This window comes from Sorangium sp. So ce1153, assembly GCF_051521595.1.
GTDB lineage: Bacteria > Myxococcota_A > Polyangia > Polyangiales > Polyangiaceae > Sorangium.
In genome coordinates this window covers 9,887,088-9,913,538 of record NZ_CP150361.1, presented here as the reverse complement: position 1 = coordinate 9,913,538, position 26,451 = coordinate 9,887,088, and the positions used below count along the sequence as shown (strand labels likewise).

Below are 26,451 nucleotides of genomic sequence, written 5' to 3'. Positions count from 1 at the left end.
GGTCGATGAGACTCTCTCTGTCATGGCCGCGCTCAGCCTACCACCTGACCGGCGCCTCCGCCCGTGCGCGCGCGGCGATCGCGCATCAATGCAGGTGCGATCGCCCCGCCGTCTCCAGCAGCATCGCGAGCACGAGCGGATCGCCGAGGCCTTGCTCTGCGCCCATGTGCGCGCGGAGGCGCGCTAACCGCGCCGCGTCCTCCAGGAACAGCGGCTCGTTCAGCCGGGCCGCGGCCTCATGGAGGATGCCCTCGCGCTCGGCGAGCAGCGCGGCGGCGCCGTCGCGGTCGCCTCGCCCGACACGGGCCGCCGCCTCGGCGAGCGACTCGCCCGCGGCGAAGCCCTGAAGAGTCCGCGCCACAGAGGCGTCGACGGACGCCGCGCTCGCCGCGTCGCTGTCCGCATAGCGCACCTCGATCGGGATCTCCTCGATCACGTTCTTCCTGGAGGTGCGGTCCTTGTACCTGAGCTCGACGGTCGCGACGGTGCGCTTCCCCACGCCCGGGCCGGCCCTCAGCTTCAGCAGCAGGGCGTGCCGGTCATCCCGCGCGAACACTGGCATGAAGAAGCGCATGCCGCCCGCGGCGTCCTCGTGGCGATCGGCCGCGATCCGGTCCCGAGAGAGGGCGGCGATGTCCGCCGCGATCTCCTGGGCGCGCACGCGGGAGGCCTCGGCGTCGTTCAGCCGCCGCGAGCCGTAGACGCGGAGCACGTCGACGCCGCCCTTCAGGCGCACGCGCACCTCGACGGCTGTCGCGACAGGGTCGAGGCGCCGGTCGAGCTCGGTGGCGAGCGCCGGCGCGATCTGCTCGGGGTCGCGCAGGTAGTAATAGCCGCCGGCCCCGTCGCTGGCGATCGCGCTCATGAGCTCACCGTCGAAGTCGTCGCCCAGCCCGAGCGCGCTCGTCTGGACGCCGCGCTGGAAGGCGTCGAGCGCGAGCCGCGCGAGCCGCCCGCCGTGGGTGAGCCCGCTCGTGGCGCGGCCGTCGGAGAGGAGCAGCACCACGCGCACCGCGTCCTCCGGGATGTCCGGCCGGCCCGCCTGCGCGTAGCCCAGCGAGAGCCCCGCGCCGATGTTCGTGCCGCCGCCCTCGCGGAGCCCGGCGATGACGCGGCGGATCGCCTCGCGGCGGGCGCCCACCGGGCCGTCCTCGATCATCACCTCGGCCTCGCTCGAGAAGGTGGTGAGCGAGAAGTCGTCGGTCGGCGCGAGCCGGTCGACGAGCGCCTGCGCCGCGCGGCGGGCGCCGTCGATCGGCGCGCCGGCCATCGAGCCGCTCGTGTCGAGGACGAGGTGCACCGAGAGGTGCGGCCGCGCGGGCGACGCCACGGCGGAGGAGCGGAGCGCGAGGCGCATGTGGAAGGCGCCGCCGCCGGGGGCGAGCGCGGCCCGCTCCAGGTCGGTCCGCAGGCCGAGCGCCTTGCCGGGATCGATCGGGATCACCGGGGCGTAGCGGGCGCCGACGTCGCTGACGAGCTCGCGCTCCTCCGCGGGCACGACGCCGCGCGCGAGGGCGGCCTCGAACGCGGCGAGGTGGCCGCCCCCGGGCCGGTAGGTGGTGGCGAAGCGGCCGTTCGGATCGAGGGGGGCCTCGGCGTGCGGGGCGTAGTCGCCCGGCGCGGCGATCGACGGCGCGGAGCCGCCGGGGCGCCCGTGCCCGCTGCCGAAGCCCTGGCCAGATCCGGCGCCCGCCCCGTGGCCGATCGTCCCGACGGAGCCGAGGCCGAGCCCACCGCCGCCGCGGGCGTCTCCGACGCCGTGCAGGGGGAAGCCCGCGCCTCCGGGCGGGCTGTCGTTGCCCCACGCCGCCGTGGGCGCGCTCGGGTCGCCGCCGGCCCCGGCGTTGAGCAAGCCGATCATCCCGAACTCGGCCGAGTCGCGCAGCGCCTCCGCCCGCGTCACGTGCGGATCGGGGCTGTCGATCGGGCCCGTCACCCCCCACCGGTTGCCCATCGCCTCCGCGCGCCCGCGCGGGTCGCCCATCGAGCCCTCCTCGCGCTTCGCCCTCGTCCCGCTGCCGCCCTCCTTCGCGTCCGCGGCGGGCTCCGCTGCGAGCTCGTGCTCGGGCGATGCGCGCAGCTCGCGCTCGTCCGCGGAGGCGAGGTACTGCTGCACGAGCGCGATCCGCTCCGCGCTCATCCCGGACGACGTGTCGAGGAGGGGCGGCGCGCAGCGCGCGAGGGCGCCGAGGAGCCCGAGGTGCAGGGCCGCCGAGGCGGCGTGCAGCGCGAGGCTCTTGCGGCTCACGAGCGAGCGGCGCACGCGCTCGCCTGCGGCGACGTCCGCGCCGACCTGGATCCGCACGCCCCCGAGCTCGACGTCGATCCGGGCGTGCGCGGGGAGGGGCACGAGCACCGCGCCTTCTACGTCCGCGCGCGTCGCGCCGGCGTGCCGCTCCCGCGCCGCGGCGGCGGACACGGGCGCGCCGCCCAGGGCGAGCGTCCCGGTCGCGGCGGCGAGCAGGACGAAGCGGACGCGCCCCGCGCGGTCGACCTCGAGGAGCGGCGCGCGGCGCGCGCCGAGCACGCGCTCGGGGAGGAACACGTCGCACGGGCGGCCGTCGTCGCGCCGCTCGCCGGCGTCGAGCGCGCGCGGCGGCGTCAGGTGCTGGACGAAGAGGACGGTCGCGCCCCAGGAGATGAGGATCTCCACGGAGCGCACGGCGGCCTCGGTCGCCTCGCAGGTGCTCGCCGCGTCGGGCTGCCCCGCGGCCGTGGGGTTCGCGTCGGTCGTCGCGTCGGTCGTCGCGTTGGTCGCCGCGTCGTCGCCACGCCCGGCGCGCGTCGTGTTCGCGTTGCGCATAGATCTCCCTGTGCGCCGCGAGAGCGGCGCGCTGGCGTCGTTGGATGCGGTGGAGGACGCGTCGCCCCGCGCCCTCGCGGCGAGGCCCTCCGGCCGCGGCGGCCAGCCGTCCCTCGCGCCCTGAGAGACAGCGGCCCCGCGGCGAGGTTCCGGGCCGATGGGGCGGCGCCGCGCGCCGGCGCCGCGTCACCGCGGCGGCGCGATCAGCTCCACCCCACCTGCAGCACGCACGCCCCCGCGCAGCCGGACCCGCAGCGCAGCTCGAGGAGGCGCGTCGAGCGCCCCGACGTCGCGAGCAGCGCCCGCAGGAAGCCGCTCACGTAGCGGCACATCACCGGCGCGAGCCCCTCTGGCAGCCAGAGCTCGACCTTTGCGCTGTGGGTCGAGGTGCGCTCGAACTGGACGCGTCCCCAGGCGTGGAACCGGCGGAGCAGCGGCCCGGCCATCTCCAGCAGCGCCTCCGGCGTCCGCGCGACCTGGAGCCTGCGCAGCATCTCGGTGAGCGCCGCGCTCGCGAGCGCGCCGCCGAGCGCCTCCGCGCTCACGGAGACCTCGCCGTCGAGCGCGCGCAGGTACGCCACGAAGGGCGCCACCGGGTAGAGCGCTCCGTCGTCCGTCGCCGCGGCGAGCGCCTCGCGGTCCGCGGGGGCGAGGCCGCCCAGCACGCGCGCCTCGCCCTTCTCGCCGAGCCGCCGCGCCACCTCGGCCCTGCAGAGGCGGAAGGCCAGGCCGCGGCTCTGCGGCACGCCGTCCTGCGGCGCCGAGATCGGGCCCTGCGCGCGCTCCCCGGGGCTCGCGAGGAGCGCGGCCGCGAGCGCGTCGGCGAAGGCGACGGACGAGGTGAAGCGCCGCGACGGCTCCGGATCGAGCGCCCGCGAGAGGAGGGCGTCCACGCTCGGGGAGAGCCCCGGCCGCGCGCGCGAGGCGGGCGTGACCTCCCCGCGCTGCTGCATCGCGAGGATGCCGTACGAGCTCGCGGCCTCGAAGGGCGCCCTGCCCGTCAGCATGGCGTAGGTGACCGCCGCGAGGGCGTAGGTGTCGAGCGCCGGCTCCGGGCGGGCCGCCCCGGGGATCATCTGCTCCGGCGCCGCGTAGCCGCGCGTCCCGCCGACGAGGTGCGGCCTCTGGCTGCCCAGGCGGAGCCCGAGCCCGAAATCGATGAGCACGGCCCGCTCGATCCGCGTGTCGAGCAGGATGTTCCCCGGCTTCACGTCCGCGTGCACGTACCCCTCGGCGTGCATGCTCGCGAGCGCGCCCGCGATCTGGCGGATGACCGCGAGGACCTGGTGGAAGGGCATGAGCCCGCCCTGCGGCGCGCGGTCGACGATGTGGCGGTGGATCGTCTCTCCCTCGACGTACTCCAGGATGAGGTACATGCGCGCGCGATCGAGCTGCCCCCAGCCGTAGAGCTGGACGATGCTCTGGTGCCTCAGCCGCACGAGCGCCTCGGCCTCGCGGAGCAGCGAGCCGTCGTCCGGCTGCGTCAGCACCTTCAGCGCGACGAGCTGGCCGAGCAGCTTCTCGCGCGCCAGGTAGACCTGCGACTGCCCGCCCTCGCCCAGGATCGCGGTGATCCAGTACTTGTCGTCCACGAGATCGCCGGGGGCGAGCCGCGCGCAGCGCTCGCCCCCGTCGCCCCGCGCGGGCGCCTCGGCGCTCTCCGGCGCGCCCGGCGACGTCGGCTGCTGGTTCGGCTCGGTCAGCTGGGGTGCCAGCCCGGAGCGCCGCGCGAGCTGCTCGCTGACGAGCCTGGCCGCGAGCTGGAGGGTCGCGATGCTCCCCGCGTCGAACTGCCGGGGCTCGCCGGAGACCGCGCACACGCTCCCGACGGCCCCGACCCCCTCCAGCACGACGGGGAACCCCGCGTAGGACCGGACCAGGTTCATGGCCACGAGCGGGTTGTCCGACAGGACGGGGTGCTCGCGGGCGTCCTCGACGATGAGCGGGGCGTTGTCGCGCGCGACGTGCTGGCAGAACGACCACGAGCGCAGCGTCCCTCCGGCGATGGACAGGTCGCGGGGGAGGCCGGTCGCGCCGATGAAGATCTGCTTCGCGGAGTCGACGATCGTCACGACGCTGGCCGGCGTGCCCACGCCCCGCGCGACGAGCTCGGCGACGGCGACGAGCTCGGGGTCGGGCGTCGTGCTGCGCAGGCCTCGCCGCTCGAGCTCGGCGTCGCGCGCGGGGTCGTCGAGGGGGTCGGCCGCGCCGTCCGCCGCCACGCGGCTCAGGGTGGCGACGTCGTTCCTCGACGGGAGCAGGGCGTCGAGGAGCGCCTCCGCGGTGACCGGCTTGTGAACGACCGCGGCCACCTGCTCGTGCCCGCGCAGCCGCTCGAGGAAGGCGCGGAACCGGGATGTGACGATCAGCCGCGCGGGCGGCGGCGTCGGGTCCACAGCGCGGATCCAGCCCTGGCCGACGGCGCTGTCGAGGTCCGCGACGATGGCGTCGGCGGCCGCGCAGTCCTCGGGGGTGGGGCGCGCGCCGGGGGGCGTGCAGACCGACCACCCGGCGTCCCGCAGCACCTCGGCCATGTAGTCGCGCTCGGTGAGGATGGGCTCCAGCAGCAGGACGTTGCGCGTCATGGCATCGCCAGCGTACCTCGCCGGGGCGGCGGGAGGCGCGGGGCTTCAGCGCCGCCTGCGCCAGAGCGCCGCCGCGCCGACCAGCATCGCCCCCAGCGCCGCGCCCTCGCCGCGATCGCCCGGCCCGCGCCGCGGCTCGCCCCCCGGGGTCGCGCAGTCGCAGCCGCCGCTCAGCCGGAGGATGAGCGGGTCCGGCTGCCGCGCCTCGCACATGTCCACGGTGAGCGGGCGCGCCGCGCGCCGCGCGCTCCCTTGGCCGAGCGGCGTCTCGAGGTTGCCCGTGTTCCGGTTGTCGTGGTGGAAGCTCTCCCACGCGACGAGCGCGTCCGCCGGCGCCTCGGTGTGCCAGGCGAAGAGCCAGCCGTCGCGGGTGCCCACCACGACCTCGAGCCTGCCGTCGCCGTCGACGTCGCCCACGGCGGGCGTCGTGGAGATCGACTGGCCGGTGAACTTGGGGAACCCGCGCGGCTCCCGGCCGCACCCGTCGAAAGCGTGCAGGAAGTAGCCGCTCGATCCCGTCAGCACCTCGGGGTAGTCGTCGCCGTTCAGGTCGACGACCGCCTGGCTGTTCCCCAGCGTGTGATCCTCGAGGACGAAGGGGGCGCGCGGCAGCATCGCGCCCGACCTGCCGCTCCAGACGGCGAGCAGGTGGGGCCCGGAGTGCCCGGCGCCGCGCGCGCCCGTGAGGGCGATCGCGGTCGCCTCGGTGGCGCCCGAGGCGATGACGTCGGGGGTGCCGTCCTGATCGACGTCGCCGAGCGCGGGCTGCGAGAGCAGCGGGATCATCGTCCTGGCGCCCGCGGCGGGCGAGAGGGGACCGAACGTCGGATCGAGCCCGGCCTGCGCGCCCGCCCGCGCCCGCGGCAGCGCGCCCGCGGGCGTCGCCAGGAGCTCCTCCTGCGCGCCGGGCGAGGCCGGAAGGACGAGCGGCGGCGCGCCGTTGCCCTGGACGACGCCCGCCAGCGTGCCGTCGAACTGCCCGACGACGCCCGAGGCCGTGATCCCCTCCGCGAGCGGGCCGAGCGAGAGCGACGGCACCGTGACGGGCCAGCCCGCGAGCACGGGACCGGAGGGCGCGGCCGTGCCGCGCGCGTCGAGCACGTAGACAGCGCCGGCGGGGCCGTCCGTGCCGAGCCGCTCGGTCGAGCCGACGAGCAGGTCGGGGAGCGCGTCGCCGTTGAAGTCGGCGACGGCCGGGGTCGCGAGCAGGCGGCTCGGCGCCGGCTCCTGGGCGAGCGGCCCTGTGTAGTGCACCTCCACCGGCCAGCCGCGCAGCGCGCCGCCCCCGGCGTCGAACGCGTACACCTTGCCGTCGAACGCCGCCTGGATCACGTCGAGCCGGCCGTCGCCGTCGAGGTCCGCGAGGACCGGCGACGCGAGGGCCCCCCGCGCGATCCGCGCGCCGGCGGGCACGCACGGCGCGCCCGCCGGCGCCCCTTGATCGAGCGAGCAGGAGGGGACCTCGGGCAAGCGCACCGGCCACCCGTCCTTGACCCCGCCGTCCGCGCCGACGACGTAGATCGTGCCCGGCCAGGTGGAGATCGCGATCTCCTGAGCGCCGTCGCCGTCGAGGTCCGCGATCGCGGGCGCGCTCAGGATCGGCTCGCGGCCGAGCTCCCAGTCCACGTCGCTGTACGCCTGCGCGTCCCGGTAGAAGGGCACGCCCTCGGCCGGCGCGGGCTCGACGAGGCCGTCGGCGTGGCGCGTCCGGAACGGGAAGTCGAGCAGCTGCATCGGCCCCTTCGGCGTCACCTTCAGCACGTGCAGCGCGCCGTCGGCCGTCGGGTAGACGATCTCGCGGAGGCCGTCGCCGTCGATGTCCGAGAGCTTCGGGCTGCCCCCGCCGCTGTCGCCGACGAGGTAGGGGAACCCCTCGACGAGCGTCGGGTCGCTGTCGACGTAGTACGTGCGCCGCGCCTCGCCCTGCACTTCGTCCGTGGTCCCGCCGTAGTGGGCGAACGCGCGGACGCGCACCGTGATCGCGCGGTCGTTCTCTCCGTGGGGGCTGTCGGGGTCGCGCGCGTGGGACGTGTCGATGGTGCGCACGTCGAGCGAGGCCAGCGGGCCGTCGCTGCCGGTGACGACCGTCGGCGCGATGTTCTCCTCCCTGCGGATCGCCCTGAAGTCGGCCTCGAGCGGCTGCACGCCCGCGGCCCACTCGACAACGTAGTCGTAGGACCTCGCCCGCGCCGCCGAGATGGTGCCCTCGATGGGCACCGGCCCCTGGACCTGATCCTTGTAGAGGACCTCGAACCACCGCGGCGCCGTGAGGTCGACCGAGGGCGGCAAGCGCCCCTCGCGGAGCGCCTCGACGGCGCGGTTCGCGTTGACGCGGCCGTAGCCGAACCGCTGATCGAAGTTCGGCTGTGAAAAGCGGTACGCCGAGCCCGGCTCTCGCGACTCCGGCACGTCGATGTCGTCGGCTGTCGCGATGAGCAGCGCCTGCGCCTCTCCCGCGGTCAGCGTGACGTCGCCCTCGAGGGCGGCGGCGTAGAGCAGCCCCGCGACGCCGGCGATCCCGGCGGTCGCGTCGCTGGCGCAGCCGGGGCTCGACACGGCGAGCAGGTTGTTGCCGCCGAAGCTCGAGCACGGAGAGGCGTCGAGGAACGTGGTCGACGTCGTGACGCTCTGGCCGTCGAAGCGGACGGCGCTCACGGGCAGCGCGTGGTTGCTCGTCGCGGGCGCGCTGTGGTGGTGCGAGCCCGTGTTGCCCACCGACGCGACGACGAGCGTCCCCTCGCTGTGCGCGTGGTCGAGCGCCTCCTGGAGGAAGCCGGTGCTGTCGACCGCGGTCACCGGGCACTGCACGACGTCGGCCCGGCTGTCGGTCGCGTAGAGGAGCGCCTTCGCGAGGTCCTGCGCGTCGGCGACGCGGCTGTCGCCGACGCGCAGCGGGATCAGCCGACAGCGCGGGCAGACGCCGGCGCCGCCCAGCTGGTTGTTCGTCTGCGCCGCCGCGGTCTTCGCGCCCTCGGTGCCGTGGCCGTCGCGGGTGTCGTCGAACGGGTCGTTGTCGTTCTTGAAGAAGTCCCAGCCCGCGATGTCGTCCGCGTAGCCGTTGCGATCGTCGTCGGCCCCGTCCGAGAAGTGGAGGAGGAGATCGCCGGCGTCGAGCCGGCCGTTCTCGTTCCTGTCGCCCCTCGGCCGCCCTGCGGACCCTTCCGGCGTGAGCGTCGGCGTGTCCTTGTAGTCCGAGGCGGAGAGGATCCCGTCGCCGTTGCAGTCGAAGCCGGCGAGCTCGCCGTCGCCGCCGCACGGCGTGCCGTCCGCGTGCTGCGGCTTGTGGGCCGCGAGCTCGCCCTGGTTGAGCCACACCTTGTCGACGAGATCCCCGTCTTCCCAGAGGATCCCCGAGTCCGTGATCGCGATCCTGACGCGCGGATCCCCCTGGGTGAAGCGCCAGGCGAGATCGACGGACATGCCGGCGGCGGACTCCTCCGGGCGGGGGCGGAAGCGCCCGCTCGGGGTCGGGAGGAAGGAGTAGTGGCTCCACTGCCCGCTCTGCGTGGCCGAGGTGCCGTACTCGGGGTCGGTCGGCCAGTAGTCCGGATCGGCCATGTCCGACGCGTCGGCCGAGGTGGGGGGCGGCCAGTCGCCCGACGCGTCGGAGGGAACGAGCGCGCCGGCCGCGGCGCCCCCGAGCGCCCCCAGGAAAGCAAGCGAGGGAAAGCGAGCGCAGCGCATGCCGGGAACCTACCATCGGTCCATGCGCGCGAGGCAACCGGCGCTTTCAGCAGGAAATCGGCGCTCCCGCCGCGCGGTTCGCGCGGGGTCGCGCGCGGTCGCGCCCTGATTGCGCCCGGCTTGCGCTGATCTTTCCCGCTGCGATCGGACGAGCGCGGCGGCGTGCTCAGGGCGCGCAGAGCGCGGGGGTGGGGTGCTCGGCGCAGTACGCCGGATCGTCCGGGGGGCCGACGCGGAGCACGGCGTCTTGCGACGCGAGGCGCGGCCGCGCGCCGCAGATCTCGGCGGACGGCGCGGGCTCGGACGGCGCGCAGACGCCGGCCTCGTTGGGCACGGTCCACGCCTGGCCGGTGCCGTAGATGAGGTTGAGCGCGTAGCGCCCCTCGGGCAGGCAGCCGTAGACGATCTTGATCGCGCGCCCGAACTGCCGGGAGAGCGCCTCCTCGACGTCGGCCGCGCCCTCCTCGGCGATGATGGGGTTGCCCTCCCGGTCCTCCGCGTGGCTGATGACCAGGACGCCCCCCCGCGCCGGGTCGGTCGGGTGCATGCACAGCGCCGCGGGCCGGACGCCGACGAGGGCGCTCTCCTTCGGGTCGTTCAGGTCGTCCGAGCCGATCTGCCCGGCCGTGGTCAGGAGGTCCTCGTAGATCGTGAGCCCCTGGAGGATGACCGCGGGCGCGGCCTGGCTGACCAGCTTGCTGTCGCCCTCGAGCTTCGAGAACACCGAGAGCGGGAAGAGCGCCGGGATCAGGGGCGAGTCGGGGACGTGATCCTTCCCGTCGAGCGCTCCGTCGCCGTTCACGTCCTGCCGCGCGTACGTGAGGGTCGGCGCGGCGTCGCCGCCCACCGGCAGCGAGAGCGGGGGCGCCGCCGCCCTCGCGGCCTCCTTGCCGGGCACCCCGGCCGCGAGCCGCAGGCGCAGGAGCGACGCCTCGGTCTCCGCGGGGGCGGCAGGGCTGAACACGTCGAGCTGGAAGTCGGAGGCCATGACCACCTCGCCGGCGCTCTCCGTGACGCCCGACGGCGGCGCGAGCACCTCGGCGACGTGGAAGACCGGCCGCTCCAGCGGGAGCGGGAGGCCGAGGGTGACCGCGATGCCGCTGATGCGCGCGCCCGTCTCCGGGATGGGGGCGGCCAGCGTGACCTCGCGGTACCGCGGGGCTGCGCCGCCGAGCACCTCGGTCGCGTTCTCGATCGCGCCGCCGGCCACGTCTCCCTGGCTCGGCAGGTTGGCGATGCTGAAGGTGGGGTCGAAATCTCCATCGCGGTCGTAAAAGCCGCGGATCTGGTACGTGCCGGCGGGCAGCGGCGACATCCTCCAGGTGGCGCTCACGGTCACGGGCGGCGCGTCCGGCGCGGGGCAGCGGAGCGCGCCGTCGGGCGCCGGATCGAGCGCCGCCCCCAGGCCGCCGAACAGCTCGTCGCCGGTGATCACGTCGATGCTCGCGGCCGAGGCGCCGAGCCCCTCCGGCGGCGGCAGGAGGCGCGTGTCGAAGCCGAGCACGATCGCGGCCCCGACGACGTGGCCGTCCTTCGTGCAGGGCCGGGGGCCGGAGTACGTCACCGTGCCGTCGAGCACCCCGGCGGGGCCGCTCTGTTCCGGCAGCGGGATGAACACGTCCACCTCCTCGCAGCCCGGTGAGACCGCGAGGAGTGCGCCGAGCAGGAGGAGTCCGGTGCGGAGGCTGGGTCCGAGCATGGGGGTGCCTAGAGTGAGTACCGGAAGAAGCCCATGAAGCGCCGCCCGATCCGGTTGCCGAACGGGTGCATCTGCAGCGGCTGATCGCCGAGGCCGTCGAGCGCGTTGAAGACGGTCGCGGAGATCTCGGCGCGGTTGTTCAGGAAGCGGTAGCCGAGGCGCGCGTTGAGCAGCGTGTACGCGGGCAGCGGGTAGACGCTTGTCGCGATGACCGTCCCCGCCGGGACCTGCTCGGCCCACGCCTGCGACGACTGGTAGTGGAGCGTGACCTCGCCGTCGACGCCGACCGGCGAGCGGACCTGGACGCCGGCGTTCACCTTGTGCCGGCTGGTGCGCCGGTCCTCGATGGCGTCGCACCCGTCCGGGCGCTGCTGCTTCGACAGGTTGAGCGCGTAGTTGGCGAAGAGATCGAGCCCCTCGACCGGGTAGACGCGGCCGCCGAGCTCGCCGCCGACGACGTGGTAGATGTCGCACTGGTTCTCGAAGCCGCCGAGGCCGGAGGTGTAGCGCCCCGTCTCCGGGTTCAGCCCCCCGACGCCCTGCGCGCGCTGCGAGAGGGTCGTGCGCTCCGGCTCGGCGAGCGCGATGAGGTCGCTCACGCGGTTGTAGTACGCGGTGACCTCGAACTCGAAGTAGTCGCTCTGCTGGTTCAGGTAGCTCGCCTCGGCGGTGATGATCTGCTCGGGATCGATGATGAAGTCGGACCTCACCGGCGGCCTCGTGGTCGAGAGCAGCTCGAGGCCGGGCAGCGCGAGCTGGATCGGAAGATCCACGTACGCCTCGAGCGACGTCGGCGAGCGGAACGCGGTCGAGCCGGAGAGGCGGATCGCCTGGCGCGCGGTCGGCTTGACGATGACGGAGCCGCGCGGCGACGGGATCAGCCGCTCCAGGTACGGCACGTAGTCGAGCCTCCCCGAGGCGACGATCGTGACGCGCTCCCCGAGCTTCATCGAGTCCTGGAGGAAGACCGAGCCGTGGTGCTCGATCGGCATGTCGTCGTCGAGGTAGCTCCACTCGGTCGCCTTGAGCCGGTAGCCGAGGCCGATGTGGAAGTCGTGCACGACGGGCGCGGGCGCCCGGAGCGTCTTCACGAACTCGAGCTCGGCGTTCACGATGTGCTGCTGCGGCCGCCCCGCGTAGAGCGTGTGCCCGAGGTACGCGGCGTTGAGCAGCGAGTACCCGTCGAGGTTCGAGTAGTACGTCCGCGCGTTGACGTTCTCGCTGCGGTACGCGACCGCGACGTCGGCGTTCGTGACCTCCAGGTTGTAGTCGTTGAACGGGCCGATGCCGTAGATGTCGAGCTCGCTGCGCGAGTAGCCGGCGCCCACGTCGAGCGCGCGGCGCGGCCCGAGCCGCTGCGAGGCCCGGAGGTCGATCCGGACGTTCTGCGCGCCGATGTCCTGGTTCTGGACGCTCGTCTCGAGGTCGATGCGATCGCTCGCGACCTCGCGCGTCCACCGCGGGTAGCGGGTGTAGCCCGCGGAGAGGCGGTAGGCGAAGTCGCCCTCGCGCGCGGAGGCCCACACCGAGCCGTAGCCCTGCTGGTGATCGCCGTAGCCGGCGCGGAAGCCGCTCTTCCCGGCGCCGGGCTCGATCGTGATGATGTTGACGATGCCGGCGAAGGCGTCGGCGCCGTAGAGCGCGGAGCCCGGGCCGCGCACCACCTCGATGCGCTCGATCTGGTCGACGTCGATCGAGAGCGCCTCCCAGAAGGTCGAGCCGAGCACGTCGTTCTTGACCGTGCGCCCGTTCACGAGGACGAGGAGCTTGTTCGCGAGGCGGCTGTTGAACCCGCGCATCGAGACGTTCTCGTCGCCGCCCGTGATCTGCATGACGTCCATGCCCGCGACCCGCCGGAGCAGCTCCGGGATGCGGGTGATCCCGGAGAGCCGGATGTCCTGGCGGGTCACGATGGTCGTCGAGTTCGGCGAGTCGAGCGGGCTCTGGGCGCCGCGCGACGCGGTGATGACGGTCTCCTGGTAGACGTCCTCGGTGCGGGCGGCCCCGACGATCCCCGCGGCGTCGGCGGTCCCCTCGCCCGGCGCCGGCCTCGCGATCGCGGCCGGCGCGCCGGGGGCTGCCCGCGCGCGCGGCGGAGCGGGCTGCCCCGCGGCGGGCTGCCCCGCGGTGGGCTGGCCGCGCGCGCCGCTCGTGGTGGGCTGCTGCGGCCCGGGCTGCTGCGGCGCGGGCGCCGGCGGCTGCGAAGGCTGCTGCGGCTCGGCGCTCGCCGCGGCGCGCTGCGCGGCGAGGCGTTGCTCGAGCTGCGCCACGATGCGCGTCACCTGCTCCCGGTCCGGAGGGTCGCTCGCGATGTACTCGCGGTAGGCGGCGAGCGCCTGCTCGATGTTGCCGGCCTCGGCGTGCGCGCGCGCGATGTTGAAGACGACGTTCGGGTGCGGGAGGATCTCGTTCGCCGTCTGGAGCTGCCGGATCCCCTCGTCGAACTGCTTCTGCGCGATGAGCTCCATGCCCGCCCGGAAGTGGATGCGCGCCTCGGTGCGCGCGTCGGCGAGCGCGCCGCTCGCGGCGGTCACCGAGCCGAGGAGCACGGCGCAGGCGGAGAGCCTCCGCTCGAGCGCCGCCCGCGCTGTCCTGCGGCGCGGCGCCGCCGCGCGCGGGAAGCCGCCGTCGTTCGTCGGGGGGAGCGCCGTGCCGGCGTCGCGGCGGCCTTGCGAGCGGGAATCGGAAGACGACATGGGTTCGCCCTGTCCTCAAGCGGGCCGGGGGACAGCGATCGTCCCCCGGCGACAAAGGCCGGGGCGCGACCGCGATCCCGGCAGGAGCTCGGGAGCCTCCGTGGAGCTGCTCCCCACATCACATCGAACACGTCATCGGCGAGGGGAGCGCCCGGTACGCCCCTCGCGCGAGCGAGGCCACTGCGGCGGTGTCACGAGGCTGCAAACGCGAGAGCGCCGCGGACTCTAACAGAGTGGCCGGCGCGCGTCCGCGCGCTCGTCAGTACGGGTTGCTCTTGTACGGCTCGCTCTTCTGGACGTTCGCCCTGGGCTTGCTCGGGGGCCACGGCGCCGGGGTCGCGGCCGGGTCGAGCTTCGCCCGGACCCTCTCTTCCGCGCCGGAGACGCGCACGGTCGCGGGCTTGTAGCCCTTCTTCTCGAAGACGAGCTCGTGCTCCGACGCGAGCGCGGCCGCCGTCCCTCGCCAGATGATCTCGCACGGCGTCTCGGTGCAGAGCTCCTTGGCGCCCTCCCTGACGGCCGCCCCGGGCGGCGTGCTCTCGACCTGCAGCGCGCGGGCTGCGGGCGCGAGCGGCGCGGGCGACGCCGTCTCCGCGGGCGGCGTGCTCCCCGGGCCGGGCTCGCGCGCGAGCGCGCCTGTCTGCGAGGCCGGCGCGCGCGACGTCACGACGGCGGCGACGCCGAGCCCGGCCGCGAGCACCGCGGCGATCGCCCATGGGGCGACCTTCCGGCCCGGGCTCGCGCCGGGCTGGGTCGCGGAGAGCCCCTCCACGGCGGCCGCGGGGCGGGGGCCCATCGAGTCCGTGATCGATGGCGCGACGAAGGTGGGCGCGGTCGGCGCCTTGAGCGCGGTCTCCGTGGCGAGCGGGCCTGTGTACGTGGGGGTGGAGCTCGTGGGAGGCGCAGAGCTCGGCGTGGAGAGGCCAGGGAAGTCGCCCGTCGTCGAGTACGAGGGCATGGACGGGTACGAGGGCACCGACGGGCGGTGGCTCGTCGCGCCGGACCGCGTGGGCAGCGTCTCGCCCGTGTCGCGCGTGGAGATGCCGCCGGCGGTGAACTTGAGCGCGGCGACGAGCTCGTTCATCGAGGAGAAGCGCTGCGCCGGGTCCTTCTCGAGGCAGCGATACACGATCCCCTCCATCGTCTGCGAGATGGCGAGGTCCGGGTTGCGCGTCTGCATGGGCGGGACCGGATCGTGAACGTGCGACATGAGCGTCCCGACGCTGGCGCCCTTGTCGAAGGGGACATGGCCCGTCAGCATCTCGTACATCATCACGCCGAGCGCGTAGATATCGGTCCGCGCGGACACGTCGCCGTTGGTGATCTGCTCGGGCGCCATGTACTTCGGCGAGCCCATGAACAGGCCCTGTTGCGTGAGGTTCTCGCCGCTCTCGGTGTCCTTGACGAGCCCGAAATCCAGCACCTTCACGTGGTCGTGCTCGTCCTCGTGGTCGACGAGCAGCACGTTGCCCGGCTTGAGGTCGCGGTGCACGACGCCGAGCCCGTGCGCCTCGCGGAGCGACCGGCAGATCTGGCGGGCGATGTGCGCGGCGCGGGCTTCGGGGAACGGCCCTTCCTCGCGGAGCACGCGGTGGAGGGTCTTCCCCTCGATGTACTCCATCGCGATGTAGTAGATGTCGTCGTCGCTGTGGCCGTAGTCGAAGACGGTGACCGTGTTCGGGTGCGTGAGCTTCGCCGCGGTCGACGCTTCGAGGAAGAAGCGCCTGTGGAACTCGGGGTCGTGGTCGCCGTCGTACTTGGGGCTCAGCACCTTGAGCGCGCAGATGCGGCCGAGCGGCGCCTGCTCGGCCCGGTACACCTTCCCCATGCCCCCGCGCGCGATGACGCTGACGACCTTGAAGCGGCCGTTGATGACACGCCCTAGCAGCGGGTCCGGCGCGGCAGCCCTCGAGGGCCTCGAGCTGCCGGTAACGTCTCCCTGTCGGCCATCAGGCATGTCGTGCCTCTCCTCGGGCAGCGTGAGGAGGTGAAGATTGGACACACAGCAGCCGCCTCGAAGGCAGTGTGACTGAGGCGACTCTGGGGTGTCAATCTGCAGTGCCACGATACACGCAGGAAATGCGCGAAGCGCGGTGCGCTGCCGTCCGGACGGTCGGTGAGCGCGGCGCGCGGCTGCGTGGCGTCGAGCGCCGGCGGCCGGGGTGCACGTGGTTGTCGGGTGACCAACGTGGGTGACACGCAGGTCGGCGGGCCGGAGTGAGCCGCGTCGCGCTGCGTGGTCGGGTGGTCGCGGACGGAGCGCGCCGGGGCGCAGCGCGGGGCGGTGAGCGGCGCGCGGGGCGGCGCAGCGCGGGGGCGGTGACCAGCGCGCGGGGCTCAGCGGCGGACGGCGACCGCGAAGAGGAACCCACCGTCCGGCAGGGGGCCGCCGATCCAGAGGCGGTTCGCCTCGTCGGTGAGCAGCGAGAGCGACGTGCCTGCCTTCGCGAGCTCGACGAGCGCCGCCGGGGAGCCGTCGGCGCGCACGCGACCGCCGTCATCGCTGAAGGCGACGGCGATCGGCGCGAGGGCCTCGTAGGTCGCCGGGTCGGTGGGCTGAAAGACGACGAGGCCCGGCGCGTCCTGCGCGGGCGCGAGGGCGGCGAGGCTCATGCCGCCGCCGGGCAGCGTGAAGAGCACGTCGCCGTCCGTCGGATCGGCGCCGCGCGCGATCGCGCCGGCCGCGAAGCCGCGCGCCTCCTGCTGCCCGTCCGCGGACGCGAGCACGGCGAAGACGTCGCCGCGCTGATCCGCGGCGATCGCGCCGGAGTTGTCGCCCCACGTCGCGACGGCGGCGGGCGCCGCGCAGCTCGCGTCGCCCTCCGGCACGAGCCGGGCGTCCTGCCCCGCGGAGCCGCAGCGGTCGGCTGCATAGAGGCCGCTCGAGCCTGCGGCGGGCTCGCCGAGCGGCGAGAGCCCGGTGTAGAGCAGGCGCCCCTCGACGGCGGCGGCCGAGAAGAAGCCGTTCACCTCGTAGCGCTCCGCCACCGCGCCGTCCTCGACCAGCTGCAGCTCCCCGAGCGTGTCCGGGAACGCGTTGGTCCACGAGATCGCCGTCCAGTCGAAGAAGGGCAGATCCAGCGCCTGCCCGCCGAAGAAGGCGCCGTCGGGGATGCCGGCGTCGACCTTCGTCCGCGCCGCGGTGAGCGCCCCGCTGGCCCCGACCGGCGGCGTCAGCCGCACGATCTCCACCGCGCCCTCGGCGTCGCTCCGCGCGAACATCGGTCCGCCGTGGCGCCCCCACGTCACCGACGAGAAGCCGATCTCCTCGTCCGTCGTGTAGACGCCGACGGCGCACCACGCGGGATCGACCAGCGAGAAGAGCGCCTCGTGCGATCGCGCGTCCAGGCACCCGTCGCCGTTCGCTCCGCCGTCGCCGCCCGACGCCGTCCCGGCGCCTCCGTCATCGCCGCAGCCCGCCGCGAGCGTCGTCGCCGCCGCGCAGAGCGCCGCCGCGGCGACGCTCGCTCGTCTCTCCTGGATCCAGCCGTCCCAGCGCATCGTTGCCTCCGAGGGGCCGCGGCGCTGCGGTCCGCTGATCGCGCCCGTCCCGGGCTCCGCGCCCGCGCCGGGCTTCACGGCTCCACCGGCTCGCTGGCCCGGCGCGCCTCGCGTCGCCAGCGCCGGCGCGCGCCGGCGAACCCGCCGGGCTGGCGGACTCGCGTAAACAAATCCTCGGCCATCGTCAAGAGATCCCGGCAGCCAGGACGTCCGGAGGAGCGATCTCGGCCCAAACCAGCGGCGCGGCCGGGTTCTTTCGCTGAGTCCTGCCCATCCCCCAGAACGACCGTTGCGCTCCACGTTCAGATGGACGACGCTGTGCGCCGCAGCCGGTGTCGGGCACGCTCCGGTTCGCGCTCCTTTTGATCCACCGCGGGCCGTGACCAAGACACCTCCCCCTCCCATTACTGCCGGAACGGTCATCAACGATCGTTACGACATCCGTCAGAGCCTCGGTAAAGGCGGCATGGGCGAGGTCTTCCTGGCCTTCGATCGCTCCACGCAGCAGACCGTGGCGCTGAAGGTGGTCCGCGAAGAGTCGCGCATGCCGGGCGACGACGAGGCGCTCCGTCAGGAGCTCCTCCTCGCGCGCTCGGTCGGCCACCCGAACGTGTGCCGCGTGCACGACCTCGCGCCGAGCCCCTGGGGCCCCATCCTCGTGATGGAGCAGATCCCCGGGCAGACGCTCCACACGCACATCCGCAAGCGCAAGGCCCAGGGCGGCTACACGGCGGACGAGTTCCGCAAGATCGCGAGCGAGGTCTGCAACGGCCTCGCGGCGATCCACGCGCAGGGCCTCGTCCACGGCGACCTGAAGCCCGGCAACGTGATGGTCTCCGAGGGGCGCGCGGTGATCCTCGACTTCGGCTTCGCGCAGGAGCGCGCGCGCGCCTCGGCGCGGCGCCCGGGCGCGCCGCCCGACGGCGGGACGCCGAACTACATGTCTCCCGAGCGGCTCCGCAACGGCGGCGCCAGCCCCGAGGACGACGTGTACGCGATGGCCTTGACGCTCTGGGAGATGTGGACCTGCCGCGTCCCCGAGCCCGGCTACAAGCCGCGGCTCAAGACGATGAAGCAGCAGATCATGTTCGACGTCCCGGCGGGCCTGTCGATCGACGAGGTGCGGCAGATCTTCCGCGGCCTCAACGAGGATCCGGGGATGCGGCCGCAGGCGCGGCACATGCGCTTCTTCAACCCGTCGCAGCTCACGACGAGCCCGATCCAGCTGCCGCGCGAGCGCCTCGACCCGGGCCCGCCGCCCGGCGGCGCGCTCAAGCTGAACTTCACCCCCGGGGCGCAGTCGCTGCTCGTGACGTACGCGACGAACGCGCCGGAGATCGTCGGCTCGCTGCTCCCGCTTCACGACACGAAGCTCGCGCTCGGCCGGCGCAGCGATCAGAGCCTTTGCGTGCCCGAGGCGACCGTCTCGGGGGCGCACGCGATCCTGAAGTGGCAGACGGGCTCGTGGCTCATCGAGGATCAGGGCAGCACGAACGGCACGTACGCGGACTTCAACTACGAGCGCAAGTCGCAGGTCTCGCTGCTGCACGGCGGCGAGGTGCAGGTCGGCGAGTGCCGCATGAAGCTCGTGACCTTCGGCCCGGACTCGCCGCAGCACCGGCGCGCGAAGCAGTACCTCGCGAAGCGCGACGGCCTCACCGGCCTGCTCGTGCGCGAGCACCTGATGAAGGCGATCGACGAGGACGGCCTGTTCGCCGACTGGGCCGAGGTGCCGATGCAGGTCGCGCGCTACGAGCTGCGCGGCCCGAACCGCCAGGTGAGCGAGCGCCCGACCATCCTCGAGATGCTCGCCCTGCGGAAGGCGGCGCAGCGGGTGATCGACCTGACCGAGATGCTCCTGCTCAGCCTCACGCCCGCGGTCGCGGGCCGGACGGGGCCGCTCAAGTTCGTCGTCTCGATCGTGGGCCCGAGCATCGACGAGGCCCGCCACGTGGTCGAGCAGGTGGTCGCGCAGGTTCAGGGCATGCTCCCGGAGACGCTCGAGCTCGGCGCGACGCTGGTGAAGGGCGAGCCCGGGCGCCCGGCGCGGACGCTCATCGATTGAACTTGAACGCGTCCGATGAACAGCCGGCCTCCGTTCCCTTCCAGCCCGCCGTCTCAGCCCTCGCCTTACCGCTACCTCGGTCGCGGCGGCAGCGAGCGCCCCGTGCGGCTCCAGATCATCATCGCGCTCGTCGCGGGGCTCATCCTCGTCGCGGTGCCGCTCTACCTCTGGCGCCGCCCGAGGCCTGAGTCGATCCCGTCCGCGGACGCCGCGATGGCCGACGCCGGCGCCTACGCCTGGGACGCGGGGGCGCTCTCGGACGCGGGCGCCGCGCTGCCGGAGGGCGTCACGCTCTCGCCGTTCACCACGATCCGCTGCGAGAACCCCGGCCCGGGCAGCACGCCGCCCGATCGCTGCGATCACGTCACCTTCTTCGAGGACGCCCTCTCGCGCGCGATCCGCGACAACGTCCAGTGCGCGCCGACGGGCAAGACGAGCGCCACCGTGAGCTTCGTCCTCGAGATGGACTTCCGGCGCAAGCGGACGAACCTCTACGTCGGCAAGTCGACGACGGTGAGCCGCGCGAAGACGAAGGAGCTGCTCCGCTGCGTGAAGCGGGCGATGCCGACGCCCGACTGGGGGACGATCCCGCACCAGTACGTGAAGTACAAGGTCAACGTCATGGCGACGTACCCCGCCAGCGAGTCCTTCTGAGGCGAGCGGAGCTTGCGCCGCGCATCGATCGTGCTGGCGCGCTGCGCGCTCGCGCTCTCCGGAGCGCTCCTCGCGAGCGCGGCGCAAGCGCAGCAGCGCGCGCCCGCCGCGCCTGCCGCTCCCGCTGCGCGCGAGGGCTACTCTAGCTACGAGAGCGCCACGATCGAGCGCGCCCTCGCGCGCCTCCGCGCGACGCTCGATCCTGCCCCGGAGGGCAAGATCGTCGAGGGGGTCGACGTGGTCCCGTTCGAGGTCATCGAGGACCGCGACCCGGCCCCGGCCTTCCTCAACTGGTTCCACGTGCTCTCGCGGCGGTACGTCATCCGGCGCGAGGTGCTGCTCGCGGTCGGGCACCCTTACGAGCAGGCGCTCGCCGACGAGTCGGCGCGCATCCTGCGCGATCTCAGCCAGCTGTCGCTCGTCCTCGTCTTCGCCGCGCGGGGCAGCGCTCCGGATCGGGTGCGGGTCGTCGTCGCCACCAAGGACGTCTGGAGCCTCCGACTCAACACGAACTACCGCTTCGCTGGCGGGCAGCTCGAGTACCTGTTCCTGCAGCCCAGCGAGCAAAACCTGTTCGGCATCCACCACGCCATCGCGGCGCAGCTCGCGCTCGACCCCGGCGCGCTCTCGCTCGGCGTCGCCTACGCGATGCCGCGCATCGGGGGCAGCCACGTGCGGCTGCGGACAGAGCTGAACGCGATCGTCGAGCGCGAGACCGGCGCGCTCGAGGGCTCCAGCGGGACGTTCGTGTACGGGCAGCCGCTCTACGCGACGGAGGCGAAGTGGGCCTGGGGCGCCGAGATCACCTGGCGCGACGAGGTGACCCGCCGCTTCATCGGCACGAAGCTCGCCACCTTCGACGCGGCGGCGACGCCGGAGAACGACCGCATCCCGTACCGCTACCGGAGCGATCTCCTGGTGGGCGCCTACACGGTCACGCGCAGCTTCGGCGGCCGCGGCGCGCGCGACGGCGCCCCGAGGTCCTCGGGCGTGAAGCACGACATCTCGGTGGGGCTCGAGGCGAGCCGCAAGGTCTACCGCCTGGACCAGCCCGCGGGCGTCGCCCCCGCCGCGATCGCCGAGTTCGAGGAGAGCGAGATGCCGGTGAGCGACACCCGCGTCGCGCCGACGTTCAAGTACTCCACGTACTCGACCCGCTTCTCGCGCGTGCTCGACTTCAACACGCTCGCGCTGCAGGAGGACTACCGGCTGGGGCACGAGCTCTCGATCGCGATCTACCCGGTCACGACCGCGCTCAACTCCACCCGGAGCTTCCTCGGCGTCTCGGCCGCCGCGGCGTACACGGTCGCGCTCGGCGACGGCCTCGCGCGCGCGGTGGTCGAGACCATCACCGAGTTTGATCGGTCCCAGATCTTCGACGCGTCGATCGAGGCGCGCGCGCGCGTGCACACGCCGAGCTTCGGCCTCGGGCGGCTCGTCTTCGACGTGCGGTTGCTCGACCGCTACAGGAACTACCTGAACCGGCGCTCGCAGCTCGGCGGCGAGACGCGCCTCCGCGGGTACCCGACGGCGGCGTTAATCGGCGAGGACGTGCTGTCCGCGAACCTGGAGCTCCGGACGCGCCCGCTGGAGATCTGGTCGTGCCAGATCGCGGGCGCGGCCTTCCTCGACGCCGGCGACGCCTTCGACGGCTACGGCGAGCTGCGCCTCAAGCAGTCGGCGGGCTTCGGCATCCGGGCTCTCTTCCCGCAGCTCAACCGCGTCGTCATGCGCGCCGACTGGGGCTTCCCGCTCACGCGCGGCTACCGGGAGCCCGACTCCCTCCCGGGCGACATCGTCGTCACCTTCGGTCAGGCGTTTCCGATGCTCCCCGCGGACGAGTAGGCGCGCCGCCCGCGCCGCGCGGCTCCTCCCCGGCCGGCGCGCCGGCCGGGTCGACCTCGACCACGCTCGCCACGAGCGCGCGGTGGGCCGAGAACGCCGGCTGGAGGGCGGGCGGCACCGGCTCCCGGTCGAGCGCCGCGAGCGTCTCCTTCGCCGGCCTGCCCGCGAGCAGCGCGTGCCACGCCTGCTCGAGCGCGCGCCGCAGGCGCGCGGCGTCGTCCTGCGGCGGCTCCTGTCGCTTGCCCTGTCCGGCGCCGCCTCCGCCCGGGCGCTCCAGTTCCACGCCGCGCGCCGCGTGGAACGCGCGGGCAGCGCTGCCCCGGTGCGTGTAGCGATCGCCCTCGAAGCTCGCGACGTCGAGGAGATCGGGCGCGATGGGATCTCCCTCTCTCCTCCGCGTCCGCGCGGCGAGCTCCAGCGTTCCATCCTGATCGACGTCGAGCGCGAACCGCGGCGGCATCGCGAGCTCGACCGCGTACCGGGCCGCGCCGGCGCCGAACGGATGCACGGCCCACACCTCGAGCTCGCCAGCCTCGTTCCTGAGCACGACGTCCGGGGCGCCGTCCCCGTTGAGATCGGTCCCGGAGCGGAACACCCCGAGCTGCTCCGTGGCGTCCGGCTCCTCGCCCGGCAGGAGCGACGGCACGAGCTGGGTGGCCTGGCTCCGGTCCACGCGCCCGCTGTCGAGCGGCCCCGCCGCCATGACCACGCCCCGCGGCGTCGCCACGCGGACCGCCGAGGTACGGCGTCCGAGCGCGTCGGTGCCGGCGTAGCCGCGCAGCACCACCTCGCCCTGGCCGCGCGGCAGCGCGCCGCGGAGCTCGACCTCGAGCTCGAGCCCGAGCTCGTCGGCCTCGACGTCGATGGCACGCAGCTGCGCGTCGAGGTCCGGGGGCGCGATGTACGCGGCGAGGGGCGGCCTGCGCGCGGCGCCCCAGGGAGAAACCTGATGATCGCTGGTGCAGGAACTGGTGCAGGGGACGCAGGAGAGGAGCAGAACGCCCATCGTCAGCGTGAGCTTTTCTGTTACCGTTCCCTTCCGCATGCGCCTGCTAGTCGCCGATAAGATGGATCTCTCGGCTCTGGAAGAGCTCAAGGTACTCGGGATCGAGATCGAGTCCCGGCCGGAGCTCACCAAGGACACGCTCCCGGCGGCCCTGGACGGAATCGGCATTCTTGTCGTTCGCTCCACGGAGGTCACGGCGAAGGCGATCGAGGCTGGACGGCAGCTCAACCTCATCGTGCGCGCCGGGGTCGGCGTGGGCACGATCGACGTCGCGGCGGCGAGCGCGCGGGGCATCTACGTGGCGAACTGTCCCGGCAAGAACGCCACCGCGGTGGCAGAGCTCGCGATGGGGTTGATCCTGGCGCTCGACCGCCGCCTCGTCGACGCGACGTCGGAGCTCCGGGCCGGCCGCTGGGAGAAGGCGAAGTACTCGGTGGCCCGCGGCCTGTTCGGCCGCCGGATCGGGATCGCGGGGCTCGGCGCGATCGGCCGCGAGGTGCTGCTGCGCGCGCGCGCGTTCGGCCTCGAGCCGCACGCCTGGTCGCGCTCGCTGACGCCGGGCCGCGCCGCCAAGCTGGACGTCAGCTACGCCCGGACGCTGGAGGACCTGGCCGCCCGCTCCGACATCTTCACCATTCACCTGACGGCGACGCCGCAGACGCGCGGCGTCGTCAGCCGGAGCGTCCTCGAGGCGCTCCCCGACGGCGCCATCGTCGTGAACGCCGCGCGCCCCGAGGTGATGGACTACGCCGCGCTCGAGGAGCTCATCCCGCGCAAAGGCCTGCGGGTCGGCCTCGACGTCTTCGCCAATGAGCCCGACAGGAGCTCGGCGCCCTTCGAGTCGCACCTCCTCGAGCGCGGGCTCGTCTACGGGACGCCGCACGTCGGCGCGCAGACGGAGCAGGCCCAGCGCGCCGTGGCCCTCGAGACGGCCCGGATCATCCGCTCCTTCATGACGGAGGCGGAGCTCCCCAACGTGGTCAACATCTGCGCGACCTCGCCCGCTCGCTACGCGGTCGTCGTCCGGATGCTGGACAAGGTCGGCGTCCTGGCCAACACCTTGAGCGTCATGAAACGGCACGGGATCAACATCGAGGAGATCTCAAACACCGTCTTCGAGGGGGCGACCGCCACCTGCACGAAGATGCGGGTCACCGGCCGGCCGAGCGAAGCCTGCCTGAAGGAAATCGCGGCGTTCGAGGAGGTCCTGCACGTGGATATCGTCGCGCTGCCCAATCTGGCGTAACTCTGGAGTAAATGCCGCAAGGCAGCGCAGCATCCAGCGCGGCGCGGCGCAGCACGGTCCAGCCCAGCCCAGCTCAACGCGGGGCGGGCCCGGCGCAGGTGAATGCGGGGACGAACCGGCGGGGAGATCCCCGGCCATGCAGGGGCGGTTTGCCCGTATCCCCCCTTGCATGAAGGCCCGCATTCGACTAGGTTGTCCGCCGACAACTAGGCGGATCCGCTGAGCCGGATTCCCAGTTCGGGAATCGGCTCTTTTTTTTTGGCGCAGGGGCGCCGGGCACCGTCGCTCGGGGCCTGTGGCGCTGAGAGGTGCCGGATCCGCCAGGGGTGACGTCTCTCACATGTCGCAACCGATGGAGACTCCGACCAGACCCGTGTTCGAGCTTGGGCGCGTCCGTGACGCGGTGCTGCCCGTGCTCGCCTCGCACGGGGTCACGCTCGTCGATGTGGAGTGGACCACGGAGCGGGCGGGCTGGACGCTGCGGCTCACGATCGAGCGCGAGGGGACGGCGGACGCGGGCGGCGGCGTCACGCTGGAGGACTGCGCGGACGTGTCGCGCGACGTCTCATCGGTCCTCGACGTCGAGGATCTCATACCCAATCATTACAACCTCGAGGTCAGCTCTCCAGGCCTCGACCGGCGGCTCCGTACGACGGCCGAGTTCGCCAGGTTCCTCGGCCGGACGGCGAAGGTGAAGCTGTCTCGCCCCGCGCCGGACGGCCAGCGGCTGCTCCGGGGCGAGCTCCTGGAGGCCCCGGAGGGGCAGGTCGCGGTCCTGGTCGACGGCAAGCGGATCGAGGTCCCGTTTTCGGATGTCGTGGAGGCGCGCCTCGTCTTCGAGCTCACGTCGCAGCCCAAGCCCAAGAAAGGGCAGCGGCCGGGCAAGGAGGCCGCTAAGGAGTCGGCTCCGCGGTCGACCTCGAAGCGGAGCGAGCGCGGCTCCGAGAAGCGCAAGTAGAGAGAAGAAAGATCAGGAGACAGGGACGTCATGGCAACGATGGCAGCGATGCCGACCTCGGAGACGAGCCTCGGCAGCATCCTCGATCAGGTCGCGAAGGAGAAGGGGATCGACAAGAAGATCCTTGTCGAGACGATCGAAGCCGCGATCTTGAAGGCCGCGCAGAGCGTCTTCGGCCCCACCCGCGAGCTCGAGGCGCGCTTCAACGAGGACACCGGTCAGATCGACCTCTTCCAGTACATGACCGTGGTCGAGGCCGTGACGGAGCCGGAGCGCGAGATCTCCATCACTGACGTGGACAAGCTCAAGCTGGACGCGACCCTGGGCGAGGAGCTCGGCTTCCAGGTCTTCTGGCGCCCCGAGGACGCCGAGAAGGCGCGCGATCAGGACAAGGAGTACGGCGACATCCTGAAGCTGAAGCACGGCCGCACGACCTTCGGGCGCATCGCCGCGCAGACGGCGAAGCAGGTCCTGCTCCAGCGCGTGCGCGACGCCGAGCGCGATCTCATCTTCAACGAGTACAAGGACCGCAAGGGTGAGCTCATCCGCGGTATCGTGCGGCGGTTCGAGAAGGGCAACAACATCATCGTCGACATCGGCCGCACCGAGGGCGTGCTCACGTTCCGCGAGCAGACGCCGCGCGAGACGTACCGGCCCGGGGACCGCATCGTCGCGTACGTGAAGGACATCGATCGCGAGGCGCGCGGCCCGCAGGTCATCCTCTCCCGCTCCGATCCACGCCTCGTCGAGAAGCTCTTCGAGGCCGAGGTCCCCGAGATCTACGAGGGCATCGTGCGGATCGTGTCCGTCGCCCGCGAGCCGGGCGCCCGCTCGAAGATCGCCGTGACCAGCCGCGACGCGGACGTCGATCCGGTCGGCGCGTGCGTCGGCATGAAGGGCTCGCGCGTGCAGGCGGTGGTCCAGGAGCTGCGCGGCGAGAAGATCGACATCGTGCCGTTCGACCGGGACCCCGCGCGCTACGTCATCGCCGCGATCCAGCCGGCCGAGGTGCACAAGGTGATCGTCGACGAGGCGGACGGGCGCATGGAGCTCGTGGTCCCCGACGAGAAGCTCTCGCTCGCGATCGGGCGCAAGGGCCAGAACGTGCGGCTCGCCGCGCAGCTGACGAACTGGAAGCTCGACATCATCAGCGAGACGAAGTTCAAGCAGATGGAGGAGGAGGCGATCTCCGCCCTCCAGCAGATGGACGTCGTGACGGAGCAGATCGCGAAGTCCATGTACCGGCTCGGCTTCCGCGCGCTGGAAGAGGTGAGCGAGGCGTCCGTCGAGGAGCTCGCCGCCATCCCGGGCCTCGGCGGCGCCGAGGCCGCCGAGCGGATCAAGGCGCAGGCGGACACCACGATGGAGCGGCTCCGGCAGGAGCGCATCCGCTCCGCGAGCTCGCGCACCGAGCCGCTCACCGACCGCGAGCGGCTGATGTTCATCCGCGGCGTGGGCGACCGGACGGTGGTGCTGCTGGAGGAGGCCGGGTACCGCAGCGTGGAGGACCTGCTGCGCGAGGACGAGGATCGGCTGGCGATCCGCACCGGCCTCGGGATCAAGAAGGCGCGCGCGATCAAGCAGGGCGCGCGCGAGTTCGTGGAGAGCGAGCAGAAGGTGCTCGATGCGGCGCGGGCGGATGTCCGTCGCGCCGCGGAGGCCAGGCACGCGTAGGCTGGAGGTCGAGAGGATCGAGGATGGAATCAGCG

The 26,451-nt window shown here is 73.4% G+C and carries 14 protein-coding genes; 6 read left to right on the top strand and 8 right to left on the bottom strand.

Translation table 11 applies throughout. The features are described from left to right. Positions 1-85: 85 nt before the first annotated feature. From WME85_RS35695 to WME85_RS35665, 7 genes are all read right to left on the bottom strand, one after another. Entirely contained in the window at positions 86-2,803 is a 2,718-nt protein-coding gene (locus WME85_RS35695) for a vWA domain-containing protein (protein WP_437827560.1), read from the bottom strand. A 203-nt stretch (positions 2,804-3,006) separates the two neighbouring features. Next, positions 3,007-5,388 carry a protein kinase domain-containing protein gene (locus WME85_RS35690; protein ID WP_437827559.1) on the bottom strand — a complete coding sequence of 794 codons (2,382 nt, stop codon included), beginning with the start codon at positions 5,386-5,388 and terminating at the stop codon, positions 3,007-3,009. Between the two features lie 45 nt (positions 5,389-5,433). After that, positions 5,434-9,072, bottom strand: coding sequence for a S8 family serine peptidase (locus WME85_RS35685; protein ID WP_437827558.1), 3,639 nt, complete (start codon positions 9,070-9,072; stop codon positions 5,434-5,436). A 166-nt stretch (positions 9,073-9,238) separates the two neighbouring features. Then, the gene (locus WME85_RS35680; RefSeq protein WP_437827557.1) at positions 9,239-10,771 is read right to left on the bottom strand and encodes a hypothetical protein; all 1,533 of its coding nucleotides are present in this window, start codon (positions 10,769-10,771) and stop codon (positions 9,239-9,241) included. 8 nt (positions 10,772-10,779) lie between these two features. Further along, positions 10,780-13,467, bottom strand: coding sequence for a TonB-dependent receptor domain-containing protein (locus WME85_RS35675; RefSeq protein WP_437827556.1), 2,688 nt, complete (start codon positions 13,465-13,467; stop codon positions 10,780-10,782). Positions 13,468-13,726: 259 nt separating this feature from the next. Continuing rightward, on the bottom strand, positions 13,727-15,424 hold the full coding sequence (locus WME85_RS35670) for a serine/threonine protein kinase (RefSeq protein ID WP_437827555.1): 1,698 nt from the start codon (positions 15,422-15,424) through the stop codon (positions 13,727-13,729). A 380-nt stretch (positions 15,425-15,804) separates the two neighbouring features. Continuing rightward, a complete protein-coding gene (locus tag WME85_RS35665) occupies positions 15,805-17,046 on the bottom strand; it encodes a hypothetical protein (RefSeq protein WP_437827554.1) in 1,242 nt (413 codons plus the stop codon). 301 nt (positions 17,047-17,347) lie between these two features. On the opposite strand from WME85_RS35665, the gene WME85_RS35660 reads away from it, so the two are divergent. Genes WME85_RS35660 through WME85_RS35650 form a run of 3 tightly spaced genes read left to right on the top strand, consistent with a single transcriptional unit; the run spans position 17,348 to position 21,532 of the window. Continuing rightward, on the top strand, positions 17,348-19,033 hold the full coding sequence (locus WME85_RS35660) for a protein kinase domain-containing protein (protein ID WP_436622006.1): 1,686 nt from the start codon (positions 17,348-17,350) through the stop codon (positions 19,031-19,033). 15 nt (positions 19,034-19,048) lie between these two features. After that, complete coding sequence (locus WME85_RS35655) at positions 19,049-19,687, top strand: hypothetical protein (protein ID WP_437827553.1); 639 nt, start codon at positions 19,049-19,051, stop codon at positions 19,685-19,687. 12 nt (positions 19,688-19,699) lie between these two features. Continuing rightward, complete coding sequence (locus WME85_RS35650) at positions 19,700-21,532, top strand: hypothetical protein (protein ID WP_437827552.1); 1,833 nt, start codon at positions 19,700-19,702, stop codon at positions 21,530-21,532. Here WME85_RS35650 and WME85_RS35645 read toward each other — a convergent pair. Further along, a complete protein-coding gene (locus WME85_RS35645; protein ID WP_437827551.1) occupies positions 21,489-22,538 on the bottom strand; it encodes an FG-GAP repeat domain-containing protein in 1,050 nt (349 codons plus the stop codon). The two genes, WME85_RS35650 and WME85_RS35645, sit on opposite strands and share 44 nt — an antisense overlap. A gap of 61 nt (positions 22,539-22,599) precedes the next feature. Between WME85_RS35645 and WME85_RS35640 the strand changes: the two genes are divergently transcribed. The 3 genes from WME85_RS35640 to nusA all read left to right on the top strand — a co-directional run bounded on the left by WME85_RS35640 (position 22,600) and on the right by nusA (position 26,416). Next, positions 22,600-23,784 (top strand): phosphoglycerate dehydrogenase, encoded by a 1,185-nt coding sequence (locus WME85_RS35640; RefSeq protein ID WP_437827550.1) that lies wholly within the window; start codon positions 22,600-22,602, stop codon positions 23,782-23,784. Positions 23,785-24,157: 373 nt separating this feature from the next. Beyond that, the gene (rimP, locus tag WME85_RS35635) at positions 24,158-24,742 is read left to right on the top strand and encodes a ribosome maturation factor RimP (protein ID WP_437827549.1); all 585 of its coding nucleotides are present in this window, start codon (positions 24,158-24,160) and stop codon (positions 24,740-24,742) included. Positions 24,743-24,772: 30 nt separating this feature from the next. Then, complete coding sequence (gene nusA / locus WME85_RS35630) at positions 24,773-26,416, top strand: transcription termination factor NusA (protein ID WP_437827548.1); 1,644 nt, start codon at positions 24,773-24,775, stop codon at positions 26,414-26,416. The last annotated feature ends 35 nt before the right edge of the window (positions 26,417-26,451 follow it).

Bases quoted from the DNA above. Each gene is read 5' to 3' on its own strand.
- WME85_RS35685 (WP_437827558.1), bottom strand. From the start codon at position 9,072: ATGCGCTGCGCTCGCTTTCCCTCGCTTGCTTTCCTGGGGGCGCTCGGG.
- WME85_RS35695 (WP_437827560.1), bottom strand. From the start codon at position 2,803: ATGCGCAACGCGAACACGACGCGCGCCGGGCGTGGCGACGACGCGGCG.
- WME85_RS35670 (WP_437827555.1), bottom strand. From the start codon at position 15,424: ATGCCTGATGGCCGACAGGGAGACGTTACCGGCAGCTCGAGGCCCTCG.
- WME85_RS35645 (WP_437827551.1), bottom strand. From the start codon at position 22,538: ATGGGCGTTCTGCTCCTCTCCTGCGTCCCCTGCACCAGTTCCTGCACC.
- WME85_RS35655 (WP_437827553.1), top strand. From the start codon at position 19,049: ATGAACAGCCGGCCTCCGTTCCCTTCCAGCCCGCCGTCTCAGCCCTCG.
- WME85_RS35690 (WP_437827559.1), bottom strand. From the start codon at position 5,388: ATGACGCGCAACGTCCTGCTGCTGGAGCCCATCCTCACCGAGCGCGAC.
- WME85_RS35680 (WP_437827557.1), bottom strand. From the start codon at position 10,771: ATGCTCGGACCCAGCCTCCGCACCGGACTCCTCCTGCTCGGCGCACTC.
- WME85_RS35675 (WP_437827556.1), bottom strand. From the start codon at position 13,467: ATGTCGTCTTCCGATTCCCGCTCGCAAGGCCGCCGCGACGCCGGCACG.
- WME85_RS35640 (WP_437827550.1), top strand. From the start codon at position 22,600: ATGGATCTCTCGGCTCTGGAAGAGCTCAAGGTACTCGGGATCGAGATC.
- nusA (WP_437827548.1), top strand. From the start codon at position 24,773: ATGGCAACGATGGCAGCGATGCCGACCTCGGAGACGAGCCTCGGCAGC.